The 19007-nt window shown below is 45.8% G+C and carries 20 protein-coding genes; 9 read left to right on the forward strand and 11 right to left on the reverse strand.

The genetic code is table 11. The annotated features are described in order from the left end of the window. Window positions 1-7 precede the first annotated feature (7 nt). The 3 genes from obgE to rplU form a co-directional block, all read right to left on the reverse strand. The gene (obgE, locus tag ICN19_RS03675; RefSeq protein ID WP_216231213.1) at window positions 8-1096 is read right to left on the reverse strand and encodes a GTPase ObgE; all 1089 of its coding nucleotides are present in this window, start codon (window positions 1094-1096) and stop codon (window positions 8-10) included. 87 nt (window positions 1097-1183) lie between these two features. Continuing rightward, window positions 1184-1444 carry a 50S ribosomal protein L27 gene (gene rpmA, locus ICN19_RS03680; protein ID WP_011902041.1) on the reverse strand — a complete coding sequence of 87 codons (261 nt, stop codon included), beginning with the start codon at window positions 1442-1444 and terminating at the stop codon, window positions 1184-1186. An 18-nt stretch (window positions 1445-1462) separates the two neighbouring features. After that, window positions 1463-1774 carry a 50S ribosomal protein L21 gene (rplU, locus tag ICN19_RS03685; protein ID WP_011902040.1) on the reverse strand — a complete coding sequence of 104 codons (312 nt, stop codon included), beginning with the start codon at window positions 1772-1774 and terminating at the stop codon, window positions 1463-1465. Window positions 1775-1849: 75 nt separating this feature from the next. Between rplU and ICN19_RS03690 the strand changes: the two genes are divergently transcribed. Next, on the forward strand, window positions 1850-2854 hold the full coding sequence (locus tag ICN19_RS03690) for a polyprenyl synthetase family protein (protein ID WP_216245818.1): 1005 nt from the start codon (window positions 1850-1852) through the stop codon (window positions 2852-2854). Here the strand turns inward: ICN19_RS03690 and ICN19_RS03695 are convergent. Next, entirely contained in the window at window positions 2851-3786 is a 936-nt protein-coding gene (locus tag ICN19_RS03695) for a hypothetical protein (RefSeq protein WP_216245819.1), read from the reverse strand. The genes ICN19_RS03690 and ICN19_RS03695 overlap by 4 nt on opposite strands. A gap of 56 nt (window positions 3787-3842) precedes the next feature. Between ICN19_RS03695 and ICN19_RS03700 the strand changes: the two genes are divergently transcribed. Next, on the forward strand, window positions 3843-4610 hold the full coding sequence (locus ICN19_RS03700; protein WP_216245820.1) for a fumarylacetoacetate hydrolase family protein: 768 nt from the start codon (window positions 3843-3845) through the stop codon (window positions 4608-4610). Window positions 4611-4684: 74 nt separating this feature from the next. Here ICN19_RS03700 and ICN19_RS03705 read toward each other — a convergent pair whose 3' ends face one another. Then, on the reverse strand, window positions 4685-5704 hold the full coding sequence (locus tag ICN19_RS03705; protein ID WP_216231209.1) for a 2-dehydropantoate 2-reductase: 1020 nt from the start codon (window positions 5702-5704) through the stop codon (window positions 4685-4687). 100 nt (window positions 5705-5804) lie between these two features. Then, on the reverse strand, window positions 5805-7220 hold the full coding sequence (locus tag ICN19_RS03710; protein ID WP_216245821.1) for a sodium:solute symporter family protein: 1416 nt from the start codon (window positions 7218-7220) through the stop codon (window positions 5805-5807). A gap of 118 nt (window positions 7221-7338) precedes the next feature. On the opposite strand from ICN19_RS03710, the gene ICN19_RS03715 reads away from it, so the two are divergent. Next, window positions 7339-8313 carry a squalene/phytoene synthase family protein gene (locus ICN19_RS03715; RefSeq protein ID WP_216245822.1) on the forward strand — a complete coding sequence of 325 codons (975 nt, stop codon included), beginning with the start codon at window positions 7339-7341 and terminating at the stop codon, window positions 8311-8313. 3 nt (window positions 8314-8316) lie between these two features. Here ICN19_RS03715 and ICN19_RS03720 read toward each other — a convergent pair whose 3' ends face one another. After that, window positions 8317-8721 (reverse strand): methylated-DNA--[protein]-cysteine S-methyltransferase, encoded by a 405-nt coding sequence (locus ICN19_RS03720; protein WP_255536920.1) that lies wholly within the window; start codon window positions 8719-8721, stop codon window positions 8317-8319. A gap of 226 nt (window positions 8722-8947) precedes the next feature. Between ICN19_RS03720 and ICN19_RS03725 the strand changes: the two genes are divergently transcribed. Genes ICN19_RS03725 through zapD form a run of 6 tightly spaced genes read left to right on the forward strand, consistent with a single transcriptional unit; the run spans window position 8948 to window position 14255 of the window. Continuing rightward, window positions 8948-10237: an HlyC/CorC family transporter gene (locus ICN19_RS03725; RefSeq protein ID WP_216245824.1), complete on the forward strand. Its 1290-nt coding sequence runs from the start codon at window positions 8948-8950 to the stop codon at window positions 10235-10237. Further along, window positions 10234-11313, forward strand: a complete 1080-nt coding sequence (locus tag ICN19_RS03730) for a GspE/PulE family protein (protein WP_216245825.1) — start codon at window positions 10234-10236, stop codon at window positions 11311-11313. The genes ICN19_RS03725 and ICN19_RS03730 overlap by 4 nt, the downstream gene beginning before the upstream one ends. After that, complete coding sequence (locus ICN19_RS03735; RefSeq protein WP_216245826.1) at window positions 11304-12350, forward strand: type II secretion system F family protein; 1047 nt, start codon at window positions 11304-11306, stop codon at window positions 12348-12350. Before ICN19_RS03730 ends, ICN19_RS03735 begins: the two co-directional genes overlap by 10 nt. Next, complete coding sequence (locus tag ICN19_RS03740; protein WP_216245827.1) at window positions 12350-12850, forward strand: A24 family peptidase; 501 nt, start codon at window positions 12350-12352, stop codon at window positions 12848-12850. The genes ICN19_RS03735 and ICN19_RS03740 overlap by 1 nt, the downstream gene beginning before the upstream one ends. A gap of 32 nt (window positions 12851-12882) precedes the next feature. After that, window positions 12883-13491 carry a dephospho-CoA kinase gene (gene coaE / locus ICN19_RS03745; protein ID WP_370625142.1) on the forward strand — a complete coding sequence of 203 codons (609 nt, stop codon included), beginning with the start codon at window positions 12883-12885 and terminating at the stop codon, window positions 13489-13491. 11 nt (window positions 13492-13502) lie between these two features. Then, complete coding sequence (gene zapD / locus ICN19_RS03750) at window positions 13503-14255, forward strand: cell division protein ZapD (protein WP_216245828.1); 753 nt, start codon at window positions 13503-13505, stop codon at window positions 14253-14255. Here zapD and ICN19_RS03755 read toward each other — a convergent pair. From ICN19_RS03755 to ICN19_RS03770, 4 genes are all read right to left on the reverse strand, one after another. Further along, complete coding sequence (locus tag ICN19_RS03755; protein ID WP_216245829.1) at window positions 14252-14668, reverse strand: NUDIX domain-containing protein; 417 nt, start codon at window positions 14666-14668, stop codon at window positions 14252-14254. The genes zapD and ICN19_RS03755 overlap by 4 nt on opposite strands. Window positions 14669-14681: 13 nt before the next feature. Further along, window positions 14682-15539 carry an ATP-binding protein gene (locus ICN19_RS03760; RefSeq protein WP_216245830.1) on the reverse strand — a complete coding sequence of 286 codons (858 nt, stop codon included), beginning with the start codon at window positions 15537-15539 and terminating at the stop codon, window positions 14682-14684. A gap of 15 nt (window positions 15540-15554) precedes the next feature. Continuing rightward, entirely contained in the window at window positions 15555-16790 is a 1236-nt protein-coding gene (gene argJ, locus ICN19_RS03765; protein WP_216245831.1) for a bifunctional glutamate N-acetyltransferase/amino-acid acetyltransferase ArgJ, read from the reverse strand. Between the two features lie 83 nt (window positions 16791-16873). Continuing rightward, on the reverse strand, window positions 16874-18997 hold the full coding sequence (locus tag ICN19_RS03770) for a molybdopterin cofactor-binding domain-containing protein (RefSeq protein ID WP_216245832.1): 2124 nt from the start codon (window positions 18995-18997) through the stop codon (window positions 16874-16876). Window positions 18998-19007: the final 10 nt, after the last annotated feature.

Raw genomic sequence — 19007 nt, forward strand, 5'->3', positions numbered from 1 at the left:
GGGATATTTAATCTGGTTTTTTATCTTCTAGCTGGTCTTTATAGCGAGGATCTTGAGCACGCTCATCAGCATCATCACGATCACGGCGCACAGAGTCTAGATAATCTTGCAAAGAGTAGCAAAGCTTGTCGCAGCCCATGCCGGTCAGAGCAGAAATCTCAAATACGGGACCTTTCCACTTAAACTTTTTCACAAAGTCAGCAACAACCTTTTTGCGATCCTCTTCGGGAATCATATCGACTTTGTTTAGCACTAGCCAACGTGGTTTCTCAACCAAAGCTTCGTCATACTTACGTAACTCATTCACAATCGCTACGGCATCAGCTACCGGATCTACATTCGCATCAAAGGGAGCGATATCGACCAAGTGAAGCAGCACACCAGTGCGTTGCAAGTGACGCAAGAAGCGATGGCCCAAGCCAGCGCCTTCGGCCGCACCTTCAATCAAACCAGGAATATCGGCAATCACAAAACTTCGCTCAGCACCCACACGCACCACACCCAAATTTGGATGCAGGGTCGTAAATGGATAATCCGCAATCTTTGGACGCGCATTTGAAACAGCAGTAATCAATGTTGATTTACCCGCATTAGGCATGCCAAGCAAACCAACGTCAGCCAACACCTTGAGCTCTAGTTTTAACTTACGACGTTCGCCAGGCTTGCCATTGGTCTTTTGGCGCGGCGCTCTATTCGTACTGCTCTTAAAGTGAATATTGCCCCAACCACCAACGCCGCCCTGTGCTAAGCAAAGACGTTCGCCATGCGTAGTTAAGTCGGCAATTGGTTCGCCAGTTTCGTAGTCAGAAATAATGGTTCCAACAGGCATGCGCAGCTCAATGTCATCGCCAGCGCGACCATAACAATCGGCACCACGTCCAGGCTCGCCATTTTTTGCAGTGTGTGTTTTTGCGTAGCGGTAATCGATCAAAGTATTGATATTGCGATCTGCTGTAGCCCAAACACTGCCACCTTTACCGCCGTCGCCACCATCCGGACCACCGAATTCAATGAACTTTTCACGGCGCATAGAGGCACTTCCGGCACCACCTTGCCCGGCAATTACTTCAATACGTGCTTCGTCTATAAATTTCATGAATAAAAAAGGCCTCGCTTAGCGAGGCCTGTTCCTAAGAGTTAAATTCGGAATAAATCTGAATCAAACGAGTCTCAGTCAGGCGCCTTATGAACGAGGCAGGACTGAAACTTGGGCCTTCTTCAAAGCACCCTTAACGCCGAATTCCACTTGTCCGTCAATTAAGGCAAACAAAGTGTGATCTTTACCAATACCAACGTTTGCACCTGGATGAACACGTGTGCCACGTTGACGAATGATGATGCTGCCAGCATTAATGTGCTCGCCGCCAAATACCTTAACGCCTAAGCGTTTCGATTCTGAGTCGCGACCATTTCGTGTTGAGCCGCCGCCTTTTTTCTGTGCCATATCTTTCTCCTACCTGAATTAGGCTTTAATCGTGTTGATCAAAATTTCAGTGAAATTCTGACGATGGCCTTGGTGCTTTTGATAATGCTTGCGACGGCGCATCTTAAAGATTGTCACTTTATCGTGACGTCCCTGGGAGACGACAGTGGCCATCACAGCTGCACCATTAACCAATGGATCACCTAATTTCAGTGAAGCGCCTTCGCCAACGGCGAGGACTTGGTCAAGAGTGATTTCGCTGCCGATTTCCGCTGGTATCTGTTCTATTTTCAATTTTTCGCCTGCAGCAACTTTATACTGTTTGCCACCGGTTTTTATGACCGCGTACATGGTTTGAAACCTCAATTAATATCTACATTTAAGCTAATCCACCCTGGACCAGCTAAGCCCATTATTATATCTTGCATGCCTAGCACTGTCAAAACCAATGACTTAAGCCAAATCCTGGCCCCAATCGCCTTAGATTTCAAGGCCTTAGATGAGGTTATCCGTCAGCGTTTGGCATCAAAAGTGGCCTTAATTGACCAAATTTCGACCTATATCATCCAGGCAGGCGGCAAACGGGTAAGGCCCGCGCTTTTGATGTTGGTGGCCAAATCCCTAGCTAACGGCAAAGAAACACCCCATATTTTGGAGATGTCCGCCGTTGTTGAGTTCATCCATACAGCTACCCTCCTGCATGACGACGTAGTAGATGAATCCACCCTCAGGAGGGGGCGCGAGACTGCTAATGCTGCTTTTGGCAATGCCGCCAGTGTTTTAGTTGGTGATTTTTTGTATTCCCGAGCATTCCAAATGATGGTCGGCCCGAATGATCTAAGGGTGATGCAAATCCTGTCAGACGCAACCAATACGATTGCTGAAGGCGAAGTTCTGCAACTCCTGAACATGAATGATCCGGAAGTGGACGAGGCCAGCTACCTACAAGTTATTCGCTATAAAACAGCTAAGTTATTCGAAGCCTCTACCGAGTTAGGCGCCATTCTTGCCAATGCTGCCGATACACAACGCGAACAAGCTGCTGCATTTGGACGTCACATCGGCACTGCTTTTCAGTTAATGGATGATCTTCTTGATTACACCGCTAATGCTGCACAAATGGGAAAAAATGCTGGTGACGATTTGCGCGAAGGAAAGCCAACTTTGCCACTCATTTACTTGCTAGAAAATGGCAGCCATGAAGAGCAACTTTTAGTACGTGCAGCAATTGAGCAAAACCAAGATTTACCCGATGATGTTTTTGCACAAATTCTGACTGCAGTACAAAACTCTGGGGCCCTAGATTACACACAAGCAGCAGCTAAACGCGAAGCAGATCTGGCGCTGTCTTATCTCAAGGACTTCCCTGAAAACCCAGCCAGTCAGGCGCTAGAGGCACTCTGCGCATACTCACTCACAAGACAAACCTAAGTCCCTAAGGTCTTAACCCTGAGTTCGCGCGCTGTAATGCGTGTCTGCTCAGCCTCTTCACGTAATCGTGCAATCTCCTGCGAAGATAGTCTATCTAGATTGGAGTAATCCATTTTCCAAGACGAATCATCAGACCATCTCAATGGTGACTGAATGGTTGTGCGTGGTGCAGGAGCAGACTCCAGAAGACGCAAAGCTAATTGAAAATTGAGATCCTGCGAAGCAATGTCATGCGGCTTTGCTGCAGCATTACCCAAAGGAAAGTCACTAAACAACAATCGTGGCACGCCGCAATATTCAACAATATCTTTTGCAGCACCCATCACTACAGTAGAAATTCCTGCGGCCTCTAAATACCGCGCCAATAAACTTTGGCTCTGATGACAGATCGGGCAATTTGGAATCAATACCGCTACATCTACTCCGTCCGCCTGAAGCATTTCCAAAATACGTGGAGCATCTATTTCCAATGTATGGCGCTGACTACGATTAGTAGGTAAACCATAAAAATTTGGTGAAAGCGCGCCCACTTTTCCTGTTGCGGCCGCCCTGTTAGCAGCTTCCAGCGGAAACCAGCAATTGATATCTTCCATATTGGCGTTCTTGCGATCAATGCCAACATGAGCAATCCGTAAATCAATTTCTCCTTCGATAGATTGCTGGTACGGCTGATAAAACTTAGCTGTTGAGTTGTAAGGGGCGCCCTGACCTTGTGGACCTTTGTCAGAGTCATACGGAACGGCCGTAGTAATAAGGCCCAATACAGACTGGGCAAGCGGCTTTCTGAGGGGGCGAAACGGCACATCAATGTAGTGAGCCCAAACATAAGGATTTTCGTAACCCAAACCCAAGTAGTAACTTCGGGTTCGCTCCATATAGCGAACCGGCTGATCCTGTTCTGGTGCAAATTCAAGCTCAGAAGTTTTAGGCATCAATTCATCCCTGTAAGATATTGCATATCAAATATTTAACTTCATAGGAACTTATTATGGCTCAGTGGCTTAGATTTCAATACCAAGGAAAAAGTGGTTTAGGACAGGTTCAGGGCGACCAAATCGCCGGGTACGAAGGTGATTTATTCAATGGACCCAAGGCTACCGGTGAAACCATCAAATTAGCTGATGTCACTATCGATATCCCATGCACCCCTTCAAAAATGGTTGCCATGGTGGATAACTTCCATGCCTTAGTCACCAAGCTTGAACATGCGGTGCCAGCAGAGCCTTTGTACTTCCTCAAAGGGAATAACTCATTCTTAGCAGCAAACCAAGTGATTCGCACACCTAAATCCTATTCAGGCAAAGTAGTTTATGAGGGCGAGCTTGGCATTGTGATTGGCAAACGCTGTCATGAAGTGAACGAGACAGAAGCTGCAAAAGCGATTTTTGGTTACACCTGTATTAATGATGTAACTGCAATTGAAATTTTGAATCGCGATCCTGGTTATGCGCAATGGACACGTGCAAAGAGCTTCAATACCTTTGGTGTATTTGGCCCTTACATTGCTACTGACGTAGATCCAAGCAAACTCACCATTAAGACAATCCTAAATGATCAAGAGCGTCAAAACTACCCTATTGCAGATATGATTTTCTCGCCTGCAAAATTGGTCAGCCTGATCTCTCAAGACGTACCACTCGAAGCTGGCGACATTATTGCTTGCGGCACTTCCGTAGGCGTTGGCTCAATGAAGCCCGGCAGCAATGTCAGCATCATTATTGATGGTGTTGGACAACTTGATAATCGATTCGAGTAATTTAGAGTCTCGAAAAGCAAAAACCCTTGCTATGTTGAGTAGCAAGGGTTTTTTATTTGCAGTAACTTTACTTTTTAATAGCCTGATACTGAAGGCAACGCCAAGCTGCCTTTAGAGGCTTGGACGTTTTCATCCAGGTACTTCGTCAAAGCGAATACGGTATTTAAGCAAGGGGTTGGAGTTTGTGTGATTTTGCCAAGCTCAATCACTGAACCTAATAAAGCATCAATCTCCAAGCTGCGACCAGCCTCTAGGTCTTGCAACATTGAGGTTTTGTGCTTACCAACTTTTTCAGCGCCCGCAATACGACGCTCAATATCAACACGGAAAGTAACGCCCAACTTCTCAGCAATAGTCTGGGCTTCGGCCATCATGTTACGCGCCAACTCTTTGGTCAATGGGTATTGGCAGATGCCTTCCAAAGTACCATGGGTCAGTGAGCTGATTGGATTGAAAGTCATATTGCCCCAAAGCTTGAGCCAGATCTCTGAACGAATATCATCCAAGATAGGTGACTTAAATCCAGCTGCACCCATCATCTCGGACATCTTCTGAATACGCTCAGTAGTCTTCCCGTCTAGCTCGCCCAATGGGAAGCGGTTGCCTTCCACGTGACGAATGACGCCAGGCGCTTGAGTAAAGGTTGCTGGATACACCACACAACCAATAATGTTGTTTGGGTTAATCGCATTCTTAGCAACGCCACCAGCATCCACCGTTTCAACGGAGTGATCTTGGTACTCGCCACCCAACTTTTGGAAATACCACCAAGGAATTCCGTTTTGCATTGGAATCAAAATAGTTTCTGGGCCCATGATCGCTGCTAAGTCATCAATGATTGGTTCTACTTGATGCGCCTTCACTGCCAGAATGACTACATCCGGAGTTTCGGCATCACGAATTTTTTCTACTGCCTTTACTTGAGCAACCAAAGGTTCTGGTTGGTCATCCATAATGAGCGCAAGACCACGCTCCTTAATTGCGGCTAAAGTTGCGCCACGAGCAACAACGGTTACATCATTACCCGCTCGCGCCAACATCACAGCTAAGTAGCCACCAATAGCGCCACCCCCACCGATCACACAGATTTTCATAGGAACTCCATAAGAACTAAAAATTTTTAATTACTTTTATTCTAATTGGGTTTTTGCGCTGCAGCAATTGTATTTGCTTAATTTTTAAGCAACCTATAGCTTAAACAGCCTTTAATTGGTCTCTTGGCACTAGGCTACCCAAAAGCATGCCCGCAATACTGGCAACAAGCCCAGCTAATTGAGGGGGCATGATGGCATCAGGCGCTAAAGTCTCGCAGCTAATCCAGACGGTTAGTCCGGCAACAACTGATAACAGGCCACCTAAAGAATTCGCTCTTGACCAATACACGCCAAACGCCAGGGGAACGAATGCAGCTACCAACGTCACCTTATAGGCGTTCTCCACCATCTTGAAGATGGAAAGGTTTGAGTTAATCGCGAAGAATGTCACTACTACCGCAAAACAAAGCACGGTAATGCGCATGACTTTCAGCAAGTCCTGGTCGGATAAATGCTTAAAAAAACCTCGCACAATGTTTTCAGCAAATGTGACTGATGGAGCCAATAAGGTGGCACTCGCACAACTCTTAATGGCTGATAAGAGCGCTCCAAAGAACATTACCTGCGCAATTAATGGCGCATGATTCAGAATCAGCTTTGGCAAAATCATTTGTGGATCAGTAGATAGATACTGCTTCACCAAATCCGGGCTAATTAAGATTGCCGAGTAAGCCAAGTACATCGGCACAAAAGCAAAAATAAAATACAGCACACCACCCAATAAAGCGGCCTGAACAGCAATATTGACGTTCTTAGATGAGGTAATCCGCTGGAATACGTCTTGTTGGGGTATAGAGCCCAACATCATGGTGCACAAAGCGGCAACAAAACCTAAGATAGAAGCCAAGTTCATATCTGGCCAGAAGTTGCTAAATTGACCGGCTGCGGCTGCATGCTCAATGACTACGCCAATGCCACCAGTCTGTGAGGTCATTTCTCCACCGATATAGAGCATGCCAATCACAATGATGATCATTTGAATAAAGTCAGTAATAGCAACTGACCACATTCCACCGAACAAGGTGTAAATCAGCACACTACCAGCCCCAATCAACATGCCGCCCGTCTGAGAAATACTGCCCTCAGACACGACATTAAATACGAGGCCCAACGCTTTAATTTGCGCAGCCACCCAGCCCAAGTAGGAAACCACAATACAGAGAGTTACTAAAACCTCTACCGTACGACCATATTTCTCGCGAAAGAAATCACCAATGGTGAGCATGCGACGGTTATAGAGATGTCGCGCAAAAAAGAGACCAACCAAAATCAAACAAAGAGAGGATCCAAAGGGATCAGAAACCACACCTCCCAAACCCTCTTTCAGAAAAGTGGCGGGAATTCCTAGAACAGTTTCAGATCCAAACCAGGTAGCAAATACCGTTGCAGTAACGATCGGCAGAGGAAGGCTATGGCCAGCCGCAGCAAAGTCAGCAGTATTTTTGACTCGCAGGGCAGCCCACAAACCAATTCCCACCGAGACTACCCAGTAAATAATGACGAACCAAATTAGCACGCCTACATGCTCCTTCTGAAATTTGATGAAATTATATGGCCATGTCACTTTTGATAGTTAGCAAAAAGTAGTCATTTGGAGCGCTCCACGAAAGACGCCGGTCTGACATAATTCAAGAGTGAGATCGCCAAAGCAAACCCCAACATCCAACCCCTCCGCTGATCTGGCATACCAAAAAGCCATCCTAAGCTCTGTATCGCGCACTTTTGCCCTCACCATACCGCTCCTGCCACCAAGTATCGAAAAGGTAGTTGGCAATACTTATCTACTTTGCCGCATTGTTGACACTATTGAGGATGCGGCAGAATTAAACGCCCAGACCAAACAGTCACTCTCGGCGCTTTTTTTAGATGCCGTACTTGAAAAGACACCTGTTGAAAGTTTTGTTGAGCCCTGTCTTGAAGCATTAAAAAATTACAGCAATTCAGATGAGCTTGATTTGATTGCGAATACCCCAACAGTTTTACGAATACTGCATACCTGTTCTAGCAATGACCAGCAGGCCGTCAGTCGCTGCGTTTCTATCATGTCAGAGGGAATGTCCTTCTTTCATGGCAAACAGAATCAAGCCGGCCTTCAAGACCTCGCGGAGTTTGAGAAATATTGCTATGTGGTCGCTGGCGTAGTTGGTGAGCTACTTACCACCATATTCAGTAATCACTCTCGCGCTTTTGAAAGAGAGCTCGTCGGGCATGAAAGTTTAGCCATTGCATTTGGACAAGCACTCCAAATGACGAATATTCTCAAAGACTCGCCGGAGGATAAGGCGCGCGGAGTTTCATGGAAGCCAATCAATGTAAGTCAGGCAGAGCTTTTAAACATTGCCTATCAAAAACTGCAAGACTCTCTGCAGTACATCCTGCTTATTCCTAAACAAGAATTAGGCATGAGGCGCTTTTGCTTTTTAGCTTTTGGTTTAGCGGTAATGACACTTACAAAAATTGCTAAGCGCACAGACTTTAATACCAAAGATGAGGTCAAACTTACCAAAAGCGCCGTAATGCAGTTTTATGGATTTACAAAAATCGCTGTTAAAAGCGATATTCTGATGAAGGCTTTTTTCTACCTCAACAGTAGAGCCTTAATTAAATAAGACCTACAAAGCGCCTTCGTGCTTTAAAAGCCAGAGCTTAATTTGGCGATACAAACCCGGAGAGTTCTCTTTCATAAACCCCCCAATTCCTTGAGCAGAAACAACTCTATGGCAAGGTGCAATTAAGGGGTAAGGATTTGCGCCACAGGCAGTACCAACTGCCCGTGGCCCACTCTTAATCTTCTTAGCTACCTCACCATAAGTTTTTGTTCTGCCAGCCGGTATATCTTGAATACTGGCCCATACCTTTTTTTGATGTTCAGTACCCGCAGGTTTGATAGGTAAATCAAATTGCCAAGTAGGGTCTTTAAAGTACTCCTTGCACTGACGCTCCACCTCTTTTGCTAGTGCATTTTTTGGCGCTATTAATGCTTTGCTAGCTGGCAAGTAGTCAATTTTCGACAACATTAAACTTCCCTCCACCAATTCAGTCAAAATTCCGAGGCGGCCAAAAGGTGCTGCAATCACACAGTAACTTGAACTATTCGCGGCGAATGGGTTTGAACAGGCAGTCATAGGGATTCATTCTCACATAATTAAACAGGTTAGCTGACCACTCTTTACGCTGTGGCTATAGCTTGCCATATGCCACTTTGCTATATTGACTCATCCTTACTTTTTTTAGGCAGACCACATGGACACTTTTTTTGACGATTGGCCGTTTTACGGCCAAGTTGCTCTAGTCCTATTTTTACTGGCACTTTCTGGCTTCTTCTCGATGGCAGAAACCAGCATGCTTTCCTCAAATCGTCATCGCCTCCGTGCAATGGCTAATAGCGGCAATGCAGGGGCAGCGCTGGCCGAAAGACTCTTAAAGCGGATTGATTCACTGCTATCCGTACTACTTATCTCCAACAATCTCATCAACACTGTTTTACCCATCCTAGTAACCGGCATTGCTCTGCATATTTTTGGCGACAGCGGTCTCGTACTCTCAATTGCCACTTTAGTAGTTGCGCTACTTATTATTATTTTTAGTGAAATTACTCCCAAAGTTATTGGGGCAGCATTTCCAGAAAAAATTGCATCCAATGTTGGCTGGCTTATTTTGCCGCTGACATATTTACTCAAACCTTTGCTTTGGTTTATTAATAGCTTTGTCTCCGGCCTAATGAAAGTCTCTGGCCTGCAATCATCCTCAGATAGCAGAGCCATGAGCAAGGAAGAGCTGCGTAGTCTTGTTTTGGAATCAAACCGCTTTGTTTCCAACCATCATCGCAATATTTTGCTCAACTTATTCAATCTAGAAAACATCACTGTTGATGATGTGATGACACCTAGATCGAAGATTGAAGTTTTAGACCTATCAAGACCCATTGATGAGGTAGTCCAACAATTAGAAACTTGCTATCACAATAAATTACCGGTATGCGATCAAGACTCTGAGCGAATTGTCGGCATCCTCTCAGTCAAAAAAGCCTTGTCATTGTTGGGCGATACTGATTTAAAGCATGAGGATTTTAGAGTTCTACTAAATGAGCCCTACTTTATTCCGAGCGGCACACCAGTCTTGCAACAAATGCAGTTTTTCCAAGACAATCAACAGCGCTTAAGCTTGGTTGTAAATGAGTATGGTGAAGTGCTGGGTCTAGTGACCTTTGAGGATATTGTCGAAGAGCTCATTGGTGAGTTCACTACCTCCTTCTCCAATCTTTCAACCGACCCTCGTTGGCTTGTTGATGGCACCTATCTAGCAAGTGGTAGCGCCTCGTTAAGAGACCTTAATCGCCTGCTGAATCTCAATCTTCCATTGGATGGGCCGCGTACATTAAATGGCCTCATTCTTGAAAAACTGGAGGCAATCCCGGATCATGATGTCAGCATTCGCATTGCCGGTATCGTCATGGAAATCGTACAGTTTGATGAGCATGGCGTGAAAACAGTAAAACTCTATCGCCCCTCCCAAGACCAAGAGCAAGATTGAGTGTTACTAAAGATGACTCACTTATCATTCGCACTTGGTATGAAATTACCGCTCAAGCCCTTGATACTAGAGCGAGCGATATTCATATTGAGGCTGGAGCTCAAGCGACTCTCATTCGATTTCGAGTGGATGGTTTACTAAGGGTTCACTCTCACTACCCCATTGATCTACATGAACGTCTCATTGCACGCATTAAAGTTCTCGCTCGTCTAGATCTTGCAGAGAAACGTCTTCCGCAAGACGGGCGTCTTTGTATTGGTCATAATTTTTCTAAGCCAGATAGGGATTGTCGTGTCTCCATTCTGCCAACCCTTCATGGAGAAAAAGGTGTTATTCGAATACTGCCAAGCTGCATTGAAGATCTTGATCTTGGGGAAATTGGTCTTTTGCCAGACCAATTGCGCGTATTCCAACAAGCACTTGCCCAGCCCAATGGGCTAATCATCGTGACAGGACCAACGGGGAGCGGCAAGACTCGCACTCTGTATAGCTGTCTAAGACATCTCAACCAATCTCATCGCAATCTTTGCTCGATAGAAGATCCGATTGAAATTCGCTTGGCAGGAGTCAATCAGGTTGCCTATCACCCGCGGGCGGGGCTAGACTTTCCAATCATTATTCGCGCATTGCTGCGACAAGATCCTGATGTCATCATGATTGGAGAAATCCGAGATGCCGCCACAGCACAATTGGCAATTCAGGCAGCACAAACAGGGCATCTTGTTTTGAGCACCTTGCATACCCGTAATGCACGTGGCGCAATCCCACGACTTCAACACCTCGGAATTGATCAAGAATCTCTTGAGTCTTGTCTATTAATAGGGAGTTCACAGCGCTTGGTCAGGATGGCCTGCCGTCAATGCCTTCATTGCACATCGATCGAAAAAGCCCAATGCTTAACCTGCGGAGGTAGCGGCTACTTTGGGCGCATCGGAGTTCATGAAGTACTCAATCAATCCAAACTCTTCGATCCATCCCTTCAATTTACCTCTATGCGGGAGGCTGGATTAGTCCATGTACAAGCAGGATTAATTACTAAAGCAAATCTAGAATTAGAAGTTGGTGCATGGCACTAAGCAAGCAAGATCAATTACATTTCTCTGACCAACTCCTAACGCTCTTGGAGTCCGGCCTACCACTCCTCAATGCAATTGCGCTCATTTATTCCACCGCGCCTAAGTCGTGGCTCCCCTGGATTCGTAGCATCTATGCGCAACTTAAAAATGGAGAAAGTTTTTCTCAATGTCTACGCAGCCAACGAAATCTATTTTCTATGGAGTTCATTAATTTGATTCGGGTTAGCGAGCGCACGGGCGACTTCAATCTAGCACTTAAAACAATCTGTGCACAACTTGATGCCCAAATTGAATTGCGTCGAAAAATTCAACAGGCAATGAGCTACCCCATCATCACCCTGACAAGCTCTTGTCTACTAGTAATTGTGATGATGATTTGGGTCGTGCCAGTCTTTAAGGATGTTTTTGCCCACTTTCAAGCAGAGTTACCAGCCCCAACAAAGGCATTGATTGATCTATCCGCCTGGTTTGAGGCGTTTTATATTGAGATGGCGATAGCACTAATCAGTCTAGTTAGCCTCTTTAGTTTTGCATGGGTCAAACTTCCAAAACTACAAAAGCAATGCGATCGACTCAGCTTCTGCATACCCTTGATTGGACAGCTACTCAGATTAGCTACGCTGACTTATTGGTGTCGCACATTAGGCCACCTACTGAATTCTGGATTACCTCTGCCAGATGCACTTAGAGTGACTGCCCAATCGTCTAACCATTGGCTGAGCCATGATTTCAGTGCCGAAATATTCAAGCACTTGACTCGCGGCTGGTCTCTTGGGGATGCGATAGTTAAGGCCGATCCACGACATTCACTATTTGACCTAGAGACACTGCAACTCTTAAGAATTGCCTCGGAAAGTGGCGCGCTCGCTGATATGCTACAGAGGCGCGCAACTGTATTAAGCAACCAATTAAGCAATCGCCTAAATACTCTCAGCCATAGTTTGGAGCCTTTATTGATTATTGTTGTTGGACTCATCATTGGAAGCCTAGTCATCATCTTGTATCTCCCCATCTTTAACCTAGGGCAAATTGTTTAATGGGTAATCTTGCTTTTTCAGAGTGGATCCAAATATTCCTAATATTGGTCTTACTGTATTTGGCATACTTTGATTTACGCACCTTCAGGCTGCCCGACATCATCACCCTGCCGCTCATCTTCACGGGCCTATTATTCAATGGCCTTTCAAATCAAGGTTTTGCCTCTTTTCAAGATTCAATCATTGGCGCCACTCTTGGCTATACAGGTCTTTGGCTATTAAATTCACTCTATCGCGCACTCAAAAAACAGAATGGCATAGGCATGGGAGATGCAAAACTCTTGGCGGCCTTAGGGGCCTGGCTTGGCTGGCAGCCATTACCCGGCATTCTTCTCATGGCTTCCTTGACTGGACTGATTGGCGGCGTTATTTGGCTGTTTTGGAATCAGCAAAATCATCGCGCCGCTTTTCCATTTGGCCCTTTTCTTGCTATTGCTGGCATCATTGAGTTGTTATGGCCACAGACCCTACAAACCCTCCTGCTGAGCAAGCTAGCCTAGGCACATTAAAAGGACAATTGCCCCTTATTGGCCTGACAGGCGGCATTGGCTCAGGCAAAACGGCAGTTAGCGATGAGTTGGCCAAGTTAGGAGCGGGCATAGTGGACACTGATCTGATTGCCCACCAGATTACCGCCCCAGGCGGTGCAGCCATTCCTTTAATTCAAAAGCAGTTTGGTGCGGAATTTATTGACCCCAGCGGAGCGCTAGATAGAAGCAAAATGCGCAGCCTAGTTTTTGCAGACCCTCAGGCCAGGAAATCCCTGGAGGATATTACCCACCCCTTAATTCGGCAAGAAACGATTAAACAGGCCGAGCAATTACTTCAGGAAAAGGCTCCTTACCTTGTTTTTGTAGTCCCGCTGTTAATTGAGTCAGGCAACTGGAGGCCCCTGCTAGATTACTTAGTGGTAGTGGACTGCCCGGAAGAGACTCAAATTGAACGGGTGATGCACCGCAGCAAATTACCCCGAAGTGAGGTGGAAAAAATCCTTAAAGCCCAAGCAAGCAGAGCAGAAAGACTTGCCTGCGCTGATATGGTGATCAAAAACCAAGGCACCTTAGACCATCTAAAAGCAGAAGTCTTGAGCTTGCACCAAAAAATCTTGCAGATTCAGAAAGATCACACCAGTTCGTCATAGAATATGGGCTTGTGATTGTCTACGAATACCCTTTCAATGAATTAGTTCGAAGCATGCTTCGGCTGGAGTATTTGTTCGCCCGCTTTAATCACTTTGTTCGCTCAGATGACCCCGAGTTGCACCACAATGCCATTTCAATTTTGTTTGATCTTGGAGATATTGGCGCACGTGGCGATATCAAGTCTTTACTGCTTAAAGAATTTGAGCGCCAAAAATATGCGCTCAACGGATTGAAGTCCTCACAAAAAGTAGACCAAGAAGCGCTCTCACAAACCCTTTCTGAAATTGATGCTGTTGCATCTAGTATCAATCAATCTGCCGGTAGACCTAATTCAGCTATTACTGAAAGTGAATGGCTAAATGCGATTCGTACTCGTCTAAATATTCCGGGCGGCACAAGTCCTATTGATTTGCCTAGCTATCATGCCTGGAAAAATAGTCCTACCACTGAGCGTCGCGAACTACTTGAAAAATATATTGGGCCCCTCTTGCCATGGCAAGAAGCATGTCAATTATTTTTACGATTACTTCGCCAATCAGGTGAAGCTAAGGATGTAGTTGCGCACAATGGATCTTTTCAGCAAGCTCCGTCTGGCAAGGTATATCAATTAATGCGCATTGCTGTTGAGGATGATGCTTTATTTTCTGAGATCAGCGCGAATAAATATCTACTTTCTGTACGCTTCTTAAAGTCAGAGCGCGATAAAAAAGCGCAGCTCGTAAATGCGGATGTGCCATTCAAGCTGACGCTCTGCCAGCTTTAAGATAAAAGGGTTCTAAGCCTTTCAAGCATAGGCCACGCCGCAGGTAATAAAGGCTCTACACCGGGTTTTTCTGCAGATAATAATTCCCAAGACAAGGATTGGTTTTCACAGCCCTTGGGTGTACCTTTCCAATCGCGAATAATGCTGACATGCAGACGCACATAAGCATGTGGGTAATCATGCTCCAGTACAGTAAGCTCTTCACTTGATTCAATCTCAATACCAAGCTCTTCCTGAAGTTCACGCTTAAGCGCCTCGAAAACGGACTCCCCTTTTTCGATTTTTCCACCTGGTACTTCCCAATATCCAGCGTATGGCTTACCTTCCGGTCTCTGCCCCAGAAGATAGCGACCTTCTGTATCAAGCAATATGCCTGCGGCGACTTCGGTAATGGGACGCTGGGTTTCAGTCATGAAAAAAATTCGCCTAAGCTTTTGCGCCAGCCCAGTGTTTAGCAAATTGCCAAGCAACGCGTCCTGAACGTGAGCCACGTTCTAACGCCCATACCAAGGCTTCAGCGCGAGCTGCTTCAATCTCCTTAGCACTCAAACCAAAGTGCTGCAACCAATGGGCTACGATTGCTAAATACTCATCTTGTTTAGGTGGATAAAAAGACAACCAAAGACCAAAACGCTCTGATAAAGAAATCTTTTCTTCTACGACTTCACCAGGATGAATTTCACCATCATCGTTATGAACATAACTCTCGTTATCCTTCATATATTCTGGCAATAAATGACGGCGGTTAGAGGTGGCATAAATCAAAATATTGTCGACCTGGGCAGAAACAGAGCCATCTAAGGCCGATTTCATGGCCTTGTAGCCGGATTCCCCATCCTCAAAAGAAAGGTCATCGCAAAAAATAATGAAGCGCTCTGGACGCTCTGCTAAGAGCTCAGTAATGTCAGCCAAATCTGCCAAATGCTCTTTTTCAACCTCAACGAGGCGTAGACCCTGGCTAGCAAACTCATGCAAGCTTGCCTTAATGAGAGAAGACTTTCCAGTCCCTCTCGCACCAGTCAACAGAATATTGTTGGCCGGCTTCTTCTGAATAAAGTTTTTTGTATTATCGCGAATGGAATCGCGTTGGCGATCAATATTTTGCAAGTCCTCGAAGGTGATATCGGATACATGCTTTACTGGCTGCAAAAATCCAATGCTGCCAAAAATACTATCGCGACGACGCCATCTAAATGCAGTTGAGGATTTCCACTGCTCTTCAGTTAAAGGCTTAGGCAAAAAAGTATCGAGGTGATCTAAAAGACGATCTAATTTTTCATTCATATTTCAGGTAGTCTTTTATGAGCGGTAGTCTGCATTAATCGATACGTAGTCATGAGATAAATCACATGTCCACATAGTTTGTGTAGCTGTGCCACGACCCAAATCAATCTTGACAGTAATTTCTGGAGCCTGCATTACCCTTTGACCATCCGCCTCTTGGTAATCGGGATTGCGTCCACCATCTTTTGCAACCCAAACATCGCCAAGCCACATTTGCACACGGTTCACGTCTAAGTCAGCAATTCCTGCGTAGCCAATCGCAGCAAGGATGCGGCCTAAATTAGGATCGCTGGCAAAGAAGGCTGTTTTAACCAAAGGTGAATGGGACACCGCTTTAGCAACCAAGCGGCACTCTTCGGAAGTTTTGCCGCCGACCACTTCAATAGTCATAAATTTAGTGGCACCCTCACCATCACGCACAATCATTTGCGCCAGCTTACGAGCCAATGAAATTAACGCATCTTTCAAAATTGTGTAGCTAGGATCATTCGCAGATTGAATCTGTATTGCTGACTGACCTGTAGCCATAATGATGAATGAGTCATTGGTCGATGTATCACCATCAATCGTAATAGCATTAAAAGAAAGGTCTGCAACTTCACGCGTGAGATTACCTAGCAGGCCTGGTGCAAATCCTGCATCAGTTGCAATAAATCCAAGCATCGTCGCCATATTAGGATGAATCATTCCTGCACCCTTGCAGATGCCTGTAATGGTAACTGCGCCAACAGGCGTCTCTACGGTGACTGATGTAGCTTTGGGTTGTGTATCGGTGGTCATGATGGCTTCAGCCGCATCAAGCCAGTTGTCCTCGCCTAAATTGGCTACCGCTTTTGGCAAGGCGGTGATAATTTTTTCAATCGGCAGGGGCTCAAGAATTACACCCGTTGAAAAAGGCAAAATTTGCTCAGGATTAATCTTCAGATCTTTTGCCAAGGCTGCGCAGGTTTCTAAGGCATGCTTCATGCCCGACTCACCTGTTCCAGCGTTAGCATTGCCAGTATTGACTACCAAAGCCCTGATCTCGCCATTACGACCCTCTTGAGCCAAATGCTCACGGCAAACTTGCACAGGGGCAGCACAAAAACGATTTAAGGTAAAAACACCCGCTACTTGGGATCCGGGGACTAAAGTCATCACCAGAAGGTCTTTGCGATTTGCCTTCTTAATTCCGGCTTCAGCGATGCCCATCTGAAAACCTTTAACAGGCTTGAGCTCGGCTTTTTGGGGGAGGGGTAGATTAACTGTCATAGTCCGATAATTGTAGATGAGGCTTAAAAACAAAGCGCGCCTGATTTAGGCGCGCTTTGATCTGTATCCTACGAACACCCAAACTAAGCCTTAACTGGAAGCTCCCGTATCCGCTTGCCTGTTGCAGCAGCAATCGCATTGACTAAAGCGGGAGCAACCAAAGGAACACCAACCTCACCCAAACCGCCCGGCTTCTCCTGGCTAGGTACCAAATGGACCTCAATCACCGGAACCTGGTTTTGACGCAAGCTGGGATAGTTATTGAAGTTATTTTGCTGAACACGACCATTTTCAATGGTGATTTCATTGCTCAAGGCCGCACTTAAACCGTAAATCACGCCACCAGTGAGCTGAGCTCTAGCTTGGTCCGGATGCACCGTAATTCCACAGTCAGATACAAAGGTAATTTTCTTAACCTTGGTATCTTTGGTCGCAGAATCAAGCTCAAGAATACAAGCTGAATAAGTGTCATAGCACTCCATCTGGGCAACACCAAAGCGCTTGCTGCCCGCTACATAACCTGACTTTTTAACAGCCATCTCGAGAACTGCTTTAGCTCGAGGATGCTTGTTTAAGGCAGCCATGCGATAAGCAACGGGATCCTTGCCAGCAGCCTTAGCTGCTTCATCTATAAAACTCTCAACAGCAAAAGCGTTGAGCGCATTGCTTACGGAACGCCAGTAACCAACCCGAATACCCGTTCCCTCGATCACGTTGGTCATCTCAAGATTGGGAATGTCATAGGTTAAGTTATTTGACCCCTCAACCATGAAGGGATCAAAACCATCTTTTACAAATCCTGGGAACGCACGAGCTGTTACTGACTGGGACACCATCTTGGCCTTCAAGGAAGCCAATTGACCATCGGCACCCAAGACACCATCTACCTTATGAATACTCATTGGGCGATAGAAGTCATGAGTAATGTCATCCTCTTTTGTCCAAAGCATCTTCACTGGCATTCCAGCGGCCTTAGAAATCTCTGCGGCCTGACGAATAAAGTCCAGCTCTAGCTTACGACCAAATCCACCACCCAAGAAAGTAGTTTCAATAGTGACGTCTTCAGGCTTAACACCTGCTGCTGCGGCAGCAACCGCCTGACCACCCTGTTGAAACTGAATTGGTCCAATGATTCTGCACTTTCCATTTGATACATCTGCGGAGCAATTCACCGGCTCCATTGTGGAGTGTGCTAAATACGGTAAAAAATATTGGGCGCTTAGAGGCTTGCCATTTGCAACGGCAGCATTGGGGTCACCCGCTGTCTTAATCACCGCGCCTTTTTTAGATAAACTTGCCTCAAGACTTTTGCGAACCAATGCAGTACTCAGATTGGCATTTGCCCCCTCATTCCACGTGATTTTCAGAGCATCCCTACCCTTACGAGCCGCATAAAAATCCTTAGCCAATACTGCAACGCCATCAGAAATCTGAACAACTTTAATTACTCCAGATACTTTCATTGCAGCTGATGCATCAAATGCTGTTGGTGTGCCGCCAATAACAGGGCACTGAGCTAAAGATGCGATTGCCATTCCTGGAATTTTTACGTCAATTCCATAAACCGCTTTACCAGCAACTTTGCTTGGCGTATCCAAACGACGCATCGTTTCTTTGCCGATCACCATGAAATTCACCGGTGATTTTAGGGCTGGTTTTTCTGGGAGCGTTAACTTAGCTGCATCAGCAGCCAACTCACCATAGGTAGCCGACTTTCCACTTGAATGCGTCACCTTGCCATTCATGGCTTTGCAGTCTGTGGCCGCAACATTCCAACGTTGAGCCGCAGCCTGCACTAAAACCATACGAGTAGCTGCGCCAGCAGTTCTTAACTTATCAAAAGCTTCGCGTACTGAGGTTGAACCACCCGTTATTTGACCACCCAACATCGCATTAATGTAAACAGGAGCTACCCCAGCGATCTCAACCCTAACCATGGAAAGGGGTAAATTTAATTCCTCAGCTAACAAAGCCGGTAACGAGGTATATACGTCCTGCCCCATTTCTGAACGTGCACAAATTAAAGTAATTTGATTATTGGGGGTAATTTGTACCCAGGCGTTTGCTAAAGCAGGTTTACCAGCATCTCCTGAAGCGGCATGGCTTGTTAGGGGGAGGTGCATACCAATGACTAATGCACCAGTCAAAGCAGAACTTTGCTGAATAAATTGACGACGGCTACTATTTTTTAAAGATTGATTTTTCATTTGATCTTTA

The organism is Polynucleobacter sp. AP-Capit-er-40B-B4 (genome assembly GCF_018882245.1).
Taxonomy (GTDB): Bacteria; Pseudomonadota; Gammaproteobacteria; order Burkholderiales; family Burkholderiaceae; genus Polynucleobacter.